The organism is Candidatus Enterococcus myersii (assembly GCF_017316025.1).
Lineage (GTDB): Bacteria > Bacillota > Bacilli > Lactobacillales > Enterococcaceae > Enterococcus_C > Enterococcus_C montenegrensis.
The window spans coordinates 236,948-252,479 of the sequence record NZ_JAFLVT010000001.1; the positions used below are offsets into that span (position 1 = coordinate 236,948).

The window sequence follows — 15,532 nt, forward strand, 5'->3', positions numbered from 1 at the left end:
CCTTGACATTATAGGGTTCCTAGTTTTTTTGTTTCGCGATTTTCAAAGCTTACACCGAAACTTACTCCGTCAAAATCCAATATATTTTGCAAATTTTTCTCCAGTATTTTCAATCATTTGTGGAGTTACACAAGCATAGATGTTCATCGTAGTTTGAACGTCTTTATGGCCTAATCTTGCTTGGACTTCCTTGATTGATGCACCAGATTCAAATAACAAACATACGGTGGTGAGATTGGTGTATTTCACGTCGCTCCTCACTTGAGGGGTGTGGATTGAAATTCCCGTTGCGGGTTGTCCGGACTGGGTGGTTCTGGTCGCTCCTCACTTGCGGGCATGAACTGAGACTATTGAAATCATAAAATTATTGAAAGGTAATAATTATCAGTGTAGTCCAAAATAGTCTCAAATCTCCACAAATGGTAAAATTGAACTAGATATTTAGTTGTTAGTGAAATTTTATTTGTTTAAAGGAGTGAGAAATTTGAAAAGAAAAAGTTGGTTAGTGTTTGGCGTAATGGTGATAATTTTGGCTGGCTGTGGCGCGACAGAGGGGAACACAAAGGGCAGTGAAAAGTCCGCTAATGCAACAACCACCACAACGACGGCATCAGCGACTGCTAAAAGTACAAGTAGTAAAACGAGTACTAGCACTGAAGTAAGTGAAACAAGTAATGATAGTTCTAGTTCAGTAACAGCTAGCACGACTAAAGAAACAGAAAGTTCTGTAGCTAAAAAGCAAAGTTCTACCCTTTGGGATAATGAGAAAGCTAATGTTTTAGCAGATTTCATGGCATCTTGGGGGAAGACAATGAATCAGTCGTATAATCGATTTAGTCCTGGGCATAATACAGATTTATATGGTTTAAGGCTACCCGATACAGTGTTAAGTGGAAATTGGACAATGGCTGTTGATGGGCAACCTGTTTCAGTGGCGTGGTCTGATGATGGTAATGGTAATGCGGACTATCAATTGGTGGCGGTATATTCGGATGCAGAGAATGCGACAAGGATGGGAGAAGCCCATGTTTATTTCTTTACGTTACAAAATGGTGTGCCTAAAGTTTTTATAACCCAACAAAATCAAGGAAATCCAGATAACTATTTATATTTTGCTGAAACGCAAAACATGGAATTGCGGAATGGTTTTACTAATATTGTGAAGAATGGGCAGACGGATACTGCCTCTAAAACTGCACCGACGGAAAATAAAATTACCAATGTGAAACAAGCCTATGAGCATTTGCGAGCAAAGGACAATTATAATGATGATCTTTTATATAATGATATGGGGGAAGGAAATGATGAATATGGTCATTATTGGCAAATCAAGATAGCAAGTAAAGAATGGCGAGCTCAAGGTGGAACTGGAACTTTAGCTCAAGTCCGTGTTTATGAAAATGGCGATATTCGCGATGCTTTGGAGTTAACTGAAATGTATTAAGTAAAAATTTTGTGAATGCTTATAATTTTTGAGTATGAAATGAGTTTGCTTATAATAATAAAAATCTTTCAGTCGTATCTTTTTATAAGACTGCTTCTTGTTGCTATAATCAAGAAGTGGTCTTCTTTTGCGTAAATTTTTAAATACATAAAGGAGGTATTTACTTGGGTAAAGTCGTGTTTTATGGTGCGATTAGTTTGGATGGCTATTTAGCAGACAGTAATGATAATTTGCAATGGTTGTTTGATACGGATTTAGCTGGTGTTTCGACTTATGAAAGTTTTGCAGAAAAAGTTGCGACGGTCGTTATGGGACGTGTTACGTACGATGAAGTATTGAAATTACTGCAAGAGGAATCCTTGTATCCAAATAAACAGAAGATCGTTTTTTCCCGCACGCGAACAGACGAAATTCATGAGGGGTATTTTACCAGTGAAGATCCTGTCAAAGTGATTGGCGATTTGAAAAATCAAGTCAAGGACTATATTTGGATTGTTGGCGGCGGCAATTTATTAACTCAATTAATGAAAGCTGATCTATTGGATGAATATTGGATACAAATTGCGCCAGTGTTACTAGGCAGTGGTAAACGGTTATTTCCAACCGGCAATTATCAACAACGGCTGACGTTTGTTGCGACAACGCAAATGGGTGAATTGGTGGAATTACATTATCGTAAAAAATGACGTAAGGAAGGTTTTATGTTGAAGAAATGGCGTTGGTGGCAAAAAACGCTGCTGGGAATTTTTGTTGCCTTTATTTTAGTAATAGCAGGTGGTGTTTTCTATCTAAAAGTGAACACCTACACCCCCACAAGTACTGCAAGTGCAATTAAGCCGGTAAAAGTTACAAAAGATTACGAATTATTTACTAGTCAAGAGGCAGATAAAACAAAAGAAAAGACAAATCTTATCTTTTATCCGGGGGCTTTGGTCAATCCGGCGAGTTATCGCATTTGGGCTCAAGAAATAGCTGCAGCAGGTTATCGAGTTTATATTTTGAAGTTACCTTTGAATTTGGCTGTAATGGCCCCAAATAAAGCAGATGTTGTGATGAATCCACATGAAAGAAATATTTTAGTCGGTCATTCATTAGGCGGGGTGATGGCAAGTCGTTATGCACATAACCAGCCCAAAGATATTGCGGGTATGATTTTTTTAGCTAGTTATCCTGATGAGAAAGGGTCACTTGTAAAGAACAATATACCGGTTTTATCAATTACAGCTAGTAAAGATCAGGTATTAAATCATAAACAGTATCAAAAAGCCAAAAACTATTTACCAAAGACGGCTACTTATGAAATCATTAAAGGTGGCAATCATGCTGGTTTTGGCAGTTACAGAGCACAAAAAGGTGATGGACAAGCAACAATCTCCAATGATGAACAACAAAGGAAAATTGGTCAGATTATTATTCATTGGTTGCAAGAAATAAAATAGGAAAAATTCTCAAGGATTAAGTCGTAGTAGCAAACCTAAAGATGGTAAGTTGGTGTAATTTTTAAGTTTTGAAAGTTAAGACGACTTTTTATGTGAGGATTTTTTTTAAGACAATCAAAATTAAAAGTACTAAAGTTTAATCTTCAGCTTGAAAAAACGGCGAGATGGCTTGGCAAATTTAAAAAACAAAATCTTGATAACCTTAACGTCAACGATTAAAAAACGTGAAAACAAATTGGTATATTTTTTTGCAAGAAATATAATCAATTGTTATTGTCTTGATAAAATTGAAACCGTTATTTCAAATTGATATATGAAGAAAGTATGAAATTTTTTTGTTTGAAAATAGTAAAATGCTGGCTTTATTTCAAAAGATAATATACGTTTTACGTTTAAATACTGACAAATCAATATTTTTAACTTTTTAAATAACAATTTTCGTTTGAAGGTTTTTATGAAAATAATTATGCAAAATGCTTGCAATTGCCAAAAATGAGCGTATAATGACACATTGTCACATGACATAGCGTCATTTATTTAAAGTGAAAATTTTTAAAGTAAGGAGGAGAGATCATGCCAAAGGAAACCTTTTTTCATCTGACAAGAGAAAAGCAGCAACGAATTATGAAAGCTGCGAAAAAAGAGTTTTCCAGAGCACCTTTAGTGGATGCGTCAATTGCGCAAATTATTAAAGATGCCGGGATTCCCCGGGGAAGTTTTTATCAATATTTTGAAGATAAAGAAGATTTATATTTCTATTATTTTCAAAGTATGCGGCGCAATACCCAACATGAGTTGAATAATGCCATGAGAGAGGCAAAAGGACAACTTTTTGACGGTTTTGAAATTTACTTTATCAAAATGGTGAAAGAAGTTTTGCAAGGTGAGAATGCAGCCTTTTATAAGAACTTGTTTATGAATATGGACTATCGTTCTTTCCATAAGGTTTCACCCCATTTTGATAAACGAAATCATCCCCATGTGGCTTTTCATTCTGAAGAGGCACGCCAAGAACATAAAGAAACCATGCAGGAATTTTACAATATGATTGATCTGACGACTTTAAAAGTTGCAAACGAAGATGAGTTGAAAATTTTAGTCAAAATGTTGATGCACATGGTATTTTCGTCTGTTGCAGAAGGGTATCGCCAGTTAGTTGGAAAAGACGATTTTGATATGGAAGAAGTTTTAAAGGATTTTACTTTAAAGCTCAATTGGCTAAAAAGTGGTGCTACAAAACCTAAAGATGAAAAATTAAGTAGATAAGGAAGGTTGCAGACGTGAAATTATTTAAATATCTGGGAAAATATTGGTATGCAATCCTAGCAGCACTGGTACTTTTAGGAATCCAAGCGCATAGTGATTTGACATTACCAAGTATTACGTCAGACATCGTCGACGTAGGTATTCAACAAGGAGGACTAGAAACTGCGACACCAGAAACAATTCGCAAGTCCACGTTATCAGCTATCGAGTTATTTATGACGGATGCTGAAAAAGATACGATTAAAGAAAATTATAAAGCCACTACAAAAACAGTAGATGGTAAAAAAGTTGATGTTTACAATCTTGATTTAAAAGATGGTATGACAAAAGAAAAATTGGCCAAGATTTTTGAATTGCCAATGATGATGCTGGCTTCTTCTCAAGCCAAAGATTCAAAAGACGGGAATGCTGCCAAAGAAATTTTAACGACCTACCAAAAATTAGGCACAGACGGCAAAAAAGCCCAAGCACTTGGTAACGAAGCTAAAACATTGGGACAACAAGCCCAACAAGCCGCAGCCCAAGCTCAGCAAGCTGCAGCAGGTGGTGATATGGCAATCGCCCAAGAAAAAGGTGCCGAGGCCCAAAAACTTGGGGATGAAGCCAAAGCCAAAGGTGCCGAGGCCCAAGAACTTGGAAACGAGTTGAAAAAAACCAATGATGCGATGCCAGCAAAATTAGCAGCTGCAAGAAAAGAAACCAAAGATGAGCTTGGCGATATGGGAAGTGATTCCATGAAAACAGTTGGAGTCCAATTGACATTAGCCGAGTATAAAGCCTTGAATAAAGATACTAAGCAAATTCAAACTGATTATATGGTGAAAAAAGGTACGCAAATGATTATTTTAACGTTAATCTCTGCTGCCGCTGCAATTTTAGTTGGTCTAATTGCTTCCTTGGTTTCTTCTTCTGTTGGTAAAAATTTGCGGGTGGGACAATTCAATCAGATTTTACAATTTTCAAATGCTGAAATGGAAAAATTCTCACCAGCTTCCTTAATCACGCGCAGTACAAATGATATTCAACAAATCCAAATGGGTTTGGTTATGACAATTCGGATGGTACTGTACGCACCGATATTAGGTTTAGGTGGGATTTACGAAGTATATAAAACAGGTACTGGTATGGGCTGGATTATTGGTGTTGCCGTTGGTTTAGTCTTGATTTTAGTTTTGACTTTACTTGGTTTTACAATGCCAAAATTCAAGAGCTTGCAAAAACTGGTCGACCGGGTGAACTTAGTTTCCCGTGAAATCATTACTGGTTTACCAGTTATTCGGGCCTTCTCCCGTGAAAAATACGAAGAAAAACGTTTTGATGGTGCCAATACAGACCTAATGAAAACGCAAATGTTCGTTAACCGGGCGATGTCTATTATGATGCCAATTATGATGTTGTTGATGAATGGTATTTCTGTTTTAATCGTTTGGGTCGGCGGTCACAATATGGATGCCGGACAATTACAAGTTGGGGATATGATGGCCTTTATTACGTATACAATGCAAATCGTAATGGCCTTCATGATGCTTTCAATGGTTTCAATTATTTTACCACGTGCTAACGTATCTGCTGGTCGTGTTGACGAAGTCTTAGAAACAAAACCAACAATTACTAATCCTGAACAACCACAAGATGATCACGACTTTAATGGGGAAGTAAAATTCGAAGGTGTAACATTCCGTTACCCAGATGCAGATGAAGATGTATTGCATCATTTGAATTTCACTGCTAAACCTGGACAAACAACAGCTTTAATCGGTTCCACGGGTTCTGGTAAGTCAACGGTTGTCAACTTGATTCCCCGTTTGTTTGATGTTTCGACTGGTCGCATTACCATTGATGGCGTAGACATTCGCCAAATGAGTTTGCATAAATTACATGATTTAATCGGGTTTGTACCGCAAAAAGGAATTTTATTCTCTGGCGATATTAAATCTAATATTAAATTTGGTGATGTGGAAGGTATTACAGACGAACAAATGAAAAAAGCTGCGATGATTGCCCAAGCAGAAGAATTCATCGACTCCAATGATGACGGTTATGATCGCGCCATCTCACAAGGTGGGACAAACGTTTCTGGTGGTCAAAAACAACGCTTGTCCATTGCACGTGCGTTAGCAAAAGATCCGAAAATTTTGATTTTTGACGATTCACTTTCTGCTTTGGATAATAAAACGGATGTTGCACTGCGACGCGCATTAGCAGAAAATGTTAAAGATATTACCCAAATTATTGTGGCACAAAAAATTTCTACTATTTTGCATGCTGACAATATTATCGTTTTAAATGAAGGTCGGATTGTGGCGCAAGGTACACATGATGAATTGATGGAAACATCTGCTGTTTATCAAGAAATTGCTTCATCACAATTGAGTAATGCTGAATTAGGTTTGGAAGCAGAATAGGAGGCGAAGAAAATGGCAGAAAGTAAACAACAACGTCCGCGGGGCGGACATGGACCAATGGGCGGCGGTATGGCCGGTGGCGAAAAAGCCAAAGACTTCAAAGGTACTATCAAAAAATTAGTCTCCTATATGGCAAATTATAAGATTGCTGTCTTGTTCGTCATGATATTCGCGGCAGCATCAACTGTTTTCAATATTTGGGGACCAAAAATCTTATCCAAAGCCATTACAGAACTTTTTAATGGTTTAATTAAAAAATATCAAGGTACCGGCGGCATCAACTTTGATAAAATCGGCCAAATTTTACTCTTCATGTTAGGTTTGTACTTAGTAGCTGCACTGTTTGGTGTGATGCAAGGTTGGATTATGTCCACGGTCACGCAAAAAGTTACCTATCGTATGCGTAAAGAAATTTCTGAGAAAATCAACCGGATGCCAATGAATTACTTTGAAAGCCGGACAACTGGTGAAGTTTTATCCCGTATCACAAATGATGTGGATACGCTGGGACAATCTTTAAACCAATCGGTTACGCAGTTGATTACGTCAACTTTTACTATTATTGGTGTAATCATCATGATGTTATCGATCTCTGTTAAAATGACTGGTATCTCTATTTTGATCGTACCCATTTCGTTACTCCTAATTATGGTTGTCGTAAAATACTCACAAAAATATTTTGCTACGCAACAAAAATATTTAGGTAAAATTAATGGTCAAGTAGAAGAAACTGTCGGTGGTTATAATATTGTTCATCTATTTAACGATGAAGAAAATGCGTTGAATGAATTCAAAGAACAAAATGACATTCTTTTTAAATCTGCTTGGAAATCACAATTTCTTTCAGGTTTGATGCAACCGATTATGAACTTTGTTGGTAACTTAGGTTATGTTGCAGTCGCGATTATCGGGGGTATCTTGGCGTATAACGGTACAATTACCGTTGGGGATATTCAAGCGTTTATCCAATACGTTCGTAACTTGACACAACCTATTGCCCAATTAGCACAAGTTTCGAATATGCTGCAATCTATGGCAGCCGCAGCTGAACGTGTTTTTGAATTCTTAGGTGAAGAAGAAGAAGCACAAACAGTCGAAAATCCAGTGAAGATCGGTAAAGTTAAAGGTGAAGTGGACTTTGAACACGTACACTTTGGTTACACACCAGATAAAATCATCATTAACGATTTCAGCAGTCATGTTGATCCTGGGCAAACTGTTGCCATCGTTGGACCAACTGGTGCTGGTAAAACAACAATGGTCAAATTGTTGATGCGTTTTTACGATGTGAATTCAGGTGCCATTAAAATTGATGGGCATGATATTCGCGATTTCAATCGTGCCGACTTACGGGAAAATATCGGGATGGTCCTACAAGATACGTGGTTGTTTAAAGGAACTATTATGGACAACTTACGTTATGGGAACTTAGATGCAACAGATGAAGAAGTTTACGCAGCAGCAAAAGCAGCCCATGTTCATCACTTTATTGAAACATTGCCTGGTGGCTACAACATGGAGTTAAACGAAGAATCTTCTAACATCTCCCAAGGACAAAAACAATTGTTAACCATTGCCCGAGCAATCTTAGCCGATAAACCAATTTTGATTTTAGATGAAGCGACATCTTCTGTTGATACACGGACAGAAGTCTTAATTCAAAATGCTATGAACAATTTAATGGCCGGACGAACTTCCTTTGTTATCGCCCACCGCTTATCGACAATTAAAGATGCCGATAAAATTCTTTACATGCAAGATGGGGATATCAAAGAACAAGGTACCCACGAAGAATTATTAGCCAAAGGTGGCTACTACGCACAACTTTACAATTCTCAATTTGAAGAGTTGGCAGGCTAGATTAAAATTTATTTAGAAATACAATGGCGCCCCACACTTAACTTAATTGTCTAAGTGTGGGACGTTTTTTTATGACAAGGATCATTTAAATCAATTTTTCTAAAATGATTTATAAAACACGAAACAAAATTTAGCGTTAGTATAGTTAATCAGGAAAGTGATGACTAGAATAAAATAATCACGAAAGTTCAGAAAATAAGTCTACAAAATTATTTGGTATAATAAAATAGTAAAAAATACTGATGAATAGAGAGAAAATATGAAGACTGCAATTGTTTACACGACAAAACAGGGGACGACAAAACAAGTTGCCACACAACTTGCTGCAAAGATTCCTGATGCTGTTGCACTCCCTTTAAAAGGAACTGATTTCAATGAATTGAAAATGTATCAGACAATCATTATCGGATCGCCTGTAACTGCCGGCATGATTAGTAAAGAAATGAAAACTTTTATGACAACCTATCAAGAAGAATTGAAACAATATAGACTGGGATTATTTCTTTGTGGGCTACAGCCAGAAAAGGCGACAGAAGTTTTTGAGCAAAATTTTCCTGCAGAATTATTACAACACGCCACTATAAAAACATTTGTGGGTGGTATTTATGATCCGAAACAATGTCCTTTTTTTAGTAGACTTATTATAAAAAAGGTAGCGGGATTAACCAATTACACTAATCTGCTTAAGCATGAAAAAATTGACGAATTAGCTAAGATATTTAGTTAAGTCTGCAATCGAATATTGTTAAAAAAAATTTAAAAAATTTATGTTATACTGAACTCATCTATCACGAGAAGCTGAGAGAACAGGCTCTATGACGCTTCAGCAACCTGCTAAAAGCAAGGTGCTCCATCCTGCCCAAAGGAAAGATAGGAGGAATTTAAGATGAAAAAAAGATTTACAGGACAGTATGCAACGTATTTGAAAATTGTCGCATGTGGTGGTCCGAAGTGTTTTGCTGAAGCCATGGCTTTTCATCACCTTAAGGAAAAGTATCAGCATTTAACGATTGATCCCGCTGATATAGTTGCGATTAAAGAACAAATGGCAGAAGAAAAAGAAGAAGGAAAACGAGAACTTGAACAAATGAAGGCGAGGCTACTTCAACCGGAGAAAAGTGCTAACAATTTTCTCTCAAGTAATAACAGAACGCCAATTCCGCCAGAGCATTTGCCGGATAATGTAGTTCCCTTTAGACCTAGAAAATAAAGCAATCTATCAAAAAAGTTCAAAAAGACATGGATTTTAGTCTTTTTGAACTTTTTTATTTTCATCTTCAGTGACAACTTGCCGAATTAATGCCAATAATTCCTCCATAATTGGTGTTACGATACTGCTGTTGCGATGGATGAGAGAAATCAGAAATTGCGGCTGTGTTAAATCCGATAAGTCAATCGTTACTAAGTTATCATCAGGACTAACGGCAAGTTCAGCTAAAAAGCCGATTCCCATACCAGACTTAATCATACCTTTTAAGATATCCAAATCATCACTTTGATAAATAATTTTTGGATCTGTGTTACTACTTTGGCTTAAGCGAGCAAAGGCATGGTGGTGTACATATTGTTCACTTAGTAATAAAAATTTTTCGTCCCCTAAGTCAGCGAAAGCTACTGTTTTTTTTGTAGCTAGGGGGTGTGTTGGTGCAGCCACAATCTTGAATTTTTTCTTAGTTAAGATTTCGGTATTTAAAGAATCTTCATGAATGGCATCTAAAGAGCCGATTAAGCCAACATCCAGACGGCCTAATTTGATTTGGCGCAATAAGTTTTCAGAACCTTCTCGTTGAATAATGAGATGGGGAAGGATATCTGCTTGTAAAAGTTTCGGAGATAATTTTGGAAAATAATAATTGCCGATAATCGGTGGCAATCCCAAAGGCAATTTTTTTGCCGTGAAATGTGTCATCTCTTGTTTGGCAATTCGCAACTCCCGCAAAATACTATTTACATGTAATAAAAATTGGCGACCGGCTGGGGTCAAGGTGATATTTTTGTGAGCCTGATTGCGATTGACCAAACTGACATTTAGCTCAGTTTCTAAGCGTTTAACGGCATAAGTAATCGTTGGTTGGCTAACGTGGTAAAAGTCGGCTACTTTAGAATAATTTTTTTCTAAAGCTAGGCGTTGAAAGTATTCTAAGTCACGAATATTCATGATAAAGCCTCCTATTTGCTTGGAATGAATAGTTCTTGGTAGTCTTATCATATAAATTAAATTTATCATAACTGCAGCTTTTGACTATAGCAAGGAATAAGGATTAACCTTGTCATTGTCAACGAGGGATAACCGCAAAATTAAGAGGAGGCTTTCAAAATGAAAGGTATGGAAATTTTAAACAATCCATTTTTAAACAAAGGAACAGCTTTTACTAAAGTTGAACGTGAAAAATTAGGTTTAACTGGGATGCTGCCAAGTCGTATTCAAACGCTAGAAGAGCAAGCAGTTCAAACTTATGCACAATATTTAAGTAAACCTAGTGATTTGGAAAAGCGGATTTTTCTAATGAACATTTTTAATACGAACCGCACATTGTTTTACAAATTGATGGGACAACATATCGTGGAATTTATGCCAATTGTTTACGATCCAACGGTGGCAGATTCAATTGAACAATACAATGAATTATTCGTTGAACCTCAAGATGCAGCTTTTTTATCGATTGATGCACCAGAAGATATCGAAGCAAGTTTAAAAAATGCAGCTGCAGGCCGCGATATTCGCTTAATCGTTGTAACGGATGCAGAAGGTATTTTGGGCATGGGAGATTGGGGCGTCAATGGTGTGGATATCGCCATTGGTAAATTAATGGTTTACACCGCCGCCGCAGGAATTGATCCAAGCCAAGTATTACCTGTTTCGTTAGATGCGGGAACAAATAATGAAAAATTGTTAAACGATCCTTTGTACCTTGGCAATAAACACCAACGGATTTATGGTGAAAAATATATGGATTTTGTTGATAAATTTGTTCAGGCCGCTACAAAATTATTTCCAGAACTGTTGTTACACTGGGAAGATTTTGGCCGTAGCAATGCTGCCACAATTTTAGAAAAATACCAAGATAAAATCACAACCTTTAACGATGATATTCAAGGTACTGGTATTGTGGTTTTGGCAGGTGTTTTAGGAGCAATGAATATTTCCCAAGAAAAATTAAGCGATCAAATTTTTCTAACCTTTGGTGCTGGTACGGCCGGTGTTGGAATTGCCAACCAATTGTTAGATGAACTAATGCGGGCAGGTTTAAGTGAAGAACAAGCGCGTGCCCGTTTTTATTTGGTGGATAAACAAGGTCTATTATTTGAAGATACAGCTGATTTAACCAATGGACAAAAAGCTTTTGCCCGTAAACGGAGTGAATTTTCTACTGATTTGGATTTAACCAATTTAGAAAATGTGGTGAAGGCTATTCACCCTACGGTTATGATTGGAACTTCCACACAACCCGGTGCTTTTACCGAAAGTATTGTGAAAGAAATGGCTGCTCACACCAAACGTCCAGTTATTTTTCCATTATCAAATCCAACAAAATTAGCTGAAGCAACTGCAGCAGATTTGATTAAATGGACGGATGGGAAAGCCTTAATAGGAACTGGTATTCCAGCAAAAGACGTGGAATATAATGGTGTTACTTATCAAATTGGTCAAGCCAACAATGCACTAATGTATCCAGGTCTTGGTTTGGGGATCATCGCCTCTACCGCCAGTCGTGTAAATGGAGAAATGTTATCCCAAGCAAGTCATGCTTTAGGCGGAATTGTAGATACGACACAACCTGGCGCGCCTGTCTTACCACCAGTAGCAAAATTAGCAGCATTTTCTGAAAAAATCGCCGAAGTAGTTGGTCAAAGTGTTTTAGATCAAAAACTAAATAAAGAAGAAATCAGCGACATTAAAACTGCTGTTAAAGCAACAAAATGGATTCCTGAATATTAAAAGAGAGAAGGGTTTATTGTGGTTTTCTTCCAATCTATTCAAAGTGTCATTAGCATTATTTTGATGATTGCTTTGGGCTATATTTTGAAAAGACAAGGTTGGTTTGACGAGAATTTTGGCAAAAATATTTCAGGACTAATTACAAAAGTAGCCCTACCTGCTTCAATTTTTGTCTCGGTGTTAAAGTATTTAACGAAAGACAGTTTGATTTCTTTGTCAGGGAGTTTATTATTTCCCCTCTTAGGAGTTGTAATTGGCTATCTTATCGCGTATCTGTTAGTTAAAATTATGAAGATCCGACCGGGACGACGTGGGATTTTTATGAATGCAGTGGTAAATGCCAACACGATATTTATTGGCTTACCATTAAACATTGCCCTTTTTGGGGAAAAAGCTTTGCCTTACTTTTTGGTTTATTATGTTACCAATACGGTGTCGACTTGGGCCTTTGGTGTGTTCTTAATTTCCAATGATGATCCAACGAAGGAAAAAGGTAGTAGTAAAGCAAAATTGAATTGGAAAAAGTTACTGCCACCACCTTTATTGGGCTTTATTGTGGCATTAATCTTTTTGATCTTTAGCATTCCAGTACCAAGTTTTATAAATGCAACGCTTGGTTACATTGGAGGTATCGTGACACCATTGTCGCTACTTTATATTGGGATTGTCTTATATGATGCTGGATTAAAAAGTATCCGCTTTGACCGCGATACCGTGGTTGCTTTAATTGGTCGCTTTGTTTTGTCACCGATTATTTTAATTGGATTAATCAGTTTGGGGTCTTCTATGTTTGGCATTCACTTGGTCAGCTTGCTGAAACAAACACTAGTCGTTCAATCGGCAACACCAATGTTAGCGGTCTTGCCAATTTTGGCAGCAGATGCCCATGGAGATGTTAAATACGCCACAAATCTAGTCACTACCAGTACCATCTTATTTGTTGTCGTTGTCCCAATTTTAATGACAATTGTGCAATATATCTAGTAAAAGTAAGATCATAAAGTTGAAATAAACTCAAACACAGCGCTATTTTTATCCTTGATTAAGGAGCAGTAAGAGGAGCTTGCGTGTTTGAGTTTTTTTGTCGTTAAAATAAACAGTTCAAATTCAATTATTAAATAATTATTTTATTTTTTGCTTTTATTTTAAAGGATAAGCTACAATGAAATTAAATAAAAAAATAAAGTGAATTGGAGGAGTAAAAAATGAGCGAGTACTATTATATTTTATCGCTATATAAGAATAAAAAACGCTATTTAACAAAACTTATTCTTTTATCTGCGCTTTTATTAGGCGTGGCAAGTTTTATTGCAGCACTGGATATATTTCGAATTAGTCCGTTTATCTGGTACGTAATTGCAATGGGGATTGTTTTATTTCAAATGAAGAAAATGAAGCCAGAAAGTGAATATTATCATCAATTGATCGAATTCTTGCAAAATTATCAGCCTGAAATTTTGCAAAATGACGTGCTAGTTTTCTTTATTGATTATCAATTAAAGCATTACTTTGATTACGAAGCGGGCCAACTATTTGCTAGGTTAAAAAATAAAAATACTACAGATGACGCGCAAGCAATTGCTGATTTGAATGAGATTATTGGCGAAATTACCGCTTACTATAATTACATTGCCTACGACCAACAACTAAAAGAAGATATCGAGATTTCCTTGCAATGGTATCGAAATTCGATTGAAAACCGCAAACAAGACTTGGTGTAAAAAGGGGAAATACATATGAAGTTAAAACGCGATGTTATCGGAGTAGTACTGGCATTTATGAGTGCCGGCTTTGTCGCAACGGGGATGAATGCCAGCGCTTACCAAGAAGTTTATGATACACAGGCTAAACAAGAACAAAAAGTACAAAAAGCGATTGCTTCAGAATTTATTACGCCACAAGATAAAAACGAATTAAAACAAACAGTGGTCGCTTTTGATGAAGCCAAAACTAAAGAAAATCGTGATTCACTACAAGATAAAATTAAGCAACAAAAAAAATTACTCGCAAAAATTAATAGTAGACTAGAAATAAATGAAGCCAAAACAGCAGCTCACGAATATAACAAGATAATTGACGAATTAGGTATGTTAACGAAAAAAAGTCAGGAAGTTTTCATTGAGAAAGCAGATGAGCAGCAAGTTGAAGTTCTGGCAACAGAGCTTGCTGAAATTACCGCACCACAAAAAGTAAAACCAGTGCGGCAACTGGCTAAAAAAACAGCAGCATTAGCAGAAAAAATGTCAGATAACCAAACTGAAATGAAAAATTTCGTTGCGAATCTAAAAGCTGATAACCAAGCAGCTGTGGCACTACAAAAAAATAAATTTTTAGCTAAAACAGATAAAAATGAATTAGGAAAACTACAAAAAGAAAACGAAAAATATTTTAAAGATGCTGATGATCTAATAACGCTGCAAAGTCGGCGCGAAGCTTCTAATAGCCTACTTTTTACATTACAAGACCGGGCAAAAGATACCGAACAAGATTTTAGTGAAAATGAAGAAGTCGCACGTAAGTTAATTCAAGCTGCAAATGAATTATTAGCTAAAGGGGACTTAAATCCCACTGAAAAAACAGAATTAAACCAAGTCAGGACAGCACTAAATGACGCACTGGGCCTGAAAAATTACCAACCAGGGGATTTATCCAGTAACTATACAGCCTTAAAAACAAATTATGATAGTTCGTATAAAGTAAGCAATGAGCGCAAAATAGAAGCAAAGCGCCAAGCAGAAGAAGCTGCTAGAAAGAAAGCTGCAGAACGTAAAGCAGCACAAGAAAAATCAGCACAAGAAGAGGACAACAATTCAGCAAATAATGAAATACCAGCCCCAACTCCAAGCGCTGGCGGTTGGCACCAAGCACCGCCAGGCTATAAGTTTTTAAAAGTAGAAAGTGGCAAAACCTATGGACAAGTAAAAAATCCTAATAATTTCCGTCAAATTACACTTGCCGAGGCGGCGAATTATACACCGGGGCATGGAAATGGATCTGCGAAGCAGTAAAAAAATAATAAAAAAATTGTGTAGGGTAGACGAAGTCGAATAAGACAGTAGTCTACCTTTTTTTTGAATAAAAATAGGATTTTCGTAACATAAATTGACAATAGATATTAGTTTAAGAAAAATTAATAATTGTGATAAAATATTTATAAAGCGATTACAAAATCTTATTG

General features: G+C 36.6%; 13 protein-coding genes, 1 pseudogene and 1 riboswitch. Of the genes and pseudogenes, 12 read left to right on the forward strand and 2 right to left on the reverse strand.

The window, feature by feature from the left end:
• Window positions 1-69: 69 nt before the first annotated feature.
• Window positions 70-231: pseudogene (locus JZO76_RS01135) on the reverse strand (site-specific integrase); the annotation flags it as partial.
• Window positions 232-484: 253 nt separating this feature from the next.
• On the opposite strand from JZO76_RS01135, the gene JZO76_RS01140 reads away from it, so the two are divergent.
• The 8 genes from JZO76_RS01140 to JZO76_RS01175 all read left to right on the forward strand — a co-directional run bounded on the left by JZO76_RS01140 (window position 485) and on the right by JZO76_RS01175 (window position 9,624).
• Window positions 485-1,444 (forward strand): DUF4767 domain-containing protein, encoded by a 960-nt coding sequence (locus tag JZO76_RS01140; RefSeq protein WP_206902330.1) that lies wholly within the window; start codon window positions 485-487, stop codon window positions 1,442-1,444.
• A 164-nt stretch (window positions 1,445-1,608) separates the two neighbouring features.
• Window positions 1,609-2,130, forward strand: a complete 522-nt coding sequence (locus JZO76_RS01145; RefSeq protein WP_206902331.1) for a dihydrofolate reductase family protein — start codon at window positions 1,609-1,611, stop codon at window positions 2,128-2,130.
• A gap of 15 nt (window positions 2,131-2,145) precedes the next feature.
• Window positions 2,146-2,883 (forward strand): alpha/beta fold hydrolase, encoded by a 738-nt coding sequence (locus JZO76_RS01150; protein ID WP_206902332.1) that lies wholly within the window; start codon window positions 2,146-2,148, stop codon window positions 2,881-2,883.
• Between the two features lie 573 nt (window positions 2,884-3,456).
• A complete protein-coding gene (locus JZO76_RS01155) occupies window positions 3,457-4,149 on the forward strand; it encodes a TetR/AcrR family transcriptional regulator (RefSeq protein WP_206902333.1) in 693 nt (230 codons plus the stop codon).
• 14 nt (window positions 4,150-4,163) lie between these two features.
• On the forward strand, window positions 4,164-6,554 hold the full coding sequence (locus tag JZO76_RS01160) for an ABC transporter transmembrane domain-containing protein (protein WP_206902334.1): 2,391 nt from the start codon (window positions 4,164-4,166) through the stop codon (window positions 6,552-6,554).
• A 12-nt stretch (window positions 6,555-6,566) separates the two neighbouring features.
• Window positions 6,567-8,414, forward strand: coding sequence for an ABC transporter ATP-binding protein (locus tag JZO76_RS01165; protein ID WP_206902335.1), 1,848 nt, complete (start codon window positions 6,567-6,569; stop codon window positions 8,412-8,414).
• A gap of 259 nt (window positions 8,415-8,673) precedes the next feature.
• A complete protein-coding gene (locus JZO76_RS01170; RefSeq protein ID WP_206902336.1) occupies window positions 8,674-9,141 on the forward strand; it encodes a flavodoxin domain-containing protein in 468 nt (155 codons plus the stop codon).
• Window positions 9,142-9,196: 55 nt separating this feature from the next.
• Window positions 9,197-9,291: riboswitch (SAM riboswitch) on the forward strand.
• A 9-nt stretch (window positions 9,292-9,300) separates the two neighbouring features.
• Window positions 9,301-9,624, forward strand: a complete 324-nt coding sequence (locus JZO76_RS01175) for a hypothetical protein (RefSeq protein WP_206902337.1) — start codon at window positions 9,301-9,303, stop codon at window positions 9,622-9,624.
• 36 nt (window positions 9,625-9,660) lie between these two features.
• Here JZO76_RS01175 and JZO76_RS01180 read toward each other — a convergent pair whose 3' ends face one another.
• A complete protein-coding gene (locus JZO76_RS01180; protein WP_206902338.1) occupies window positions 9,661-10,572 on the reverse strand; it encodes a LysR family transcriptional regulator in 912 nt (303 codons plus the stop codon).
• A 159-nt stretch (window positions 10,573-10,731) separates the two neighbouring features.
• Between JZO76_RS01180 and JZO76_RS01185 the strand changes: the two genes are divergently transcribed.
• The 4 genes from JZO76_RS01185 (at window position 10,732) to JZO76_RS01200 (ending at window position 15,362) form a co-directional block, all read left to right on the forward strand.
• The gene (locus tag JZO76_RS01185) at window positions 10,732-12,354 is read left to right on the forward strand and encodes a malolactic enzyme (RefSeq protein ID WP_206902339.1); all 1,623 of its coding nucleotides are present in this window, start codon (window positions 10,732-10,734) and stop codon (window positions 12,352-12,354) included.
• Between the two features lie 18 nt (window positions 12,355-12,372).
• Window positions 12,373-13,338 carry an AEC family transporter gene (locus tag JZO76_RS01190; RefSeq protein WP_206902340.1) on the forward strand — a complete coding sequence of 322 codons (966 nt, stop codon included), beginning with the start codon at window positions 12,373-12,375 and terminating at the stop codon, window positions 13,336-13,338.
• Between the two features lie 221 nt (window positions 13,339-13,559).
• Window positions 13,560-14,075, forward strand: coding sequence for a hypothetical protein (locus tag JZO76_RS01195; RefSeq protein ID WP_206902341.1), 516 nt, complete (start codon window positions 13,560-13,562; stop codon window positions 14,073-14,075).
• Window positions 14,076-14,090: 15 nt separating this feature from the next.
• Window positions 14,091-15,362 (forward strand): hypothetical protein, encoded by a 1,272-nt coding sequence (locus JZO76_RS01200; protein ID WP_206902342.1) that lies wholly within the window; start codon window positions 14,091-14,093, stop codon window positions 15,360-15,362.
• Window positions 15,363-15,532: the final 170 nt, after the last annotated feature.

What these genes read in the sequence shown, in the direction of transcription:
- JZO76_RS01150 (WP_206902332.1), top strand. Translation starts at nt 2,146, where the DNA reads ATGTTGAAGAAATGGCGTTGGTGGCAAAAAACGCTGCTGGGAATTTTT.
- JZO76_RS01155 (WP_206902333.1), top strand. Translation starts at nt 3,457, where the DNA reads ATGCCAAAGGAAACCTTTTTTCATCTGACAAGAGAAAAGCAGCAACGA.
- JZO76_RS01165 (WP_206902335.1), top strand. Translation starts at nt 6,567, where the DNA reads ATGGCAGAAAGTAAACAACAACGTCCGCGGGGCGGACATGGACCAATG.
- JZO76_RS01170 (WP_206902336.1), top strand. Translation starts at nt 8,674, where the DNA reads ATGAAGACTGCAATTGTTTACACGACAAAACAGGGGACGACAAAACAA.
- JZO76_RS01175 (WP_206902337.1), top strand. Translation starts at nt 9,301, where the DNA reads ATGAAAAAAAGATTTACAGGACAGTATGCAACGTATTTGAAAATTGTC.
- JZO76_RS01180 (WP_206902338.1), bottom strand. Translation starts at nt 10,572, where the DNA reads ATGAATATTCGTGACTTAGAATACTTTCAACGCCTAGCTTTAGAAAAA.
- JZO76_RS01185 (WP_206902339.1), top strand. Translation starts at nt 10,732, where the DNA reads ATGAAAGGTATGGAAATTTTAAACAATCCATTTTTAAACAAAGGAACA.
- JZO76_RS01195 (WP_206902341.1), top strand. Translation starts at nt 13,560, where the DNA reads ATGAGCGAGTACTATTATATTTTATCGCTATATAAGAATAAAAAACGC.
- JZO76_RS01200 (WP_206902342.1), top strand. Translation starts at nt 14,091, where the DNA reads ATGAAGTTAAAACGCGATGTTATCGGAGTAGTACTGGCATTTATGAGT.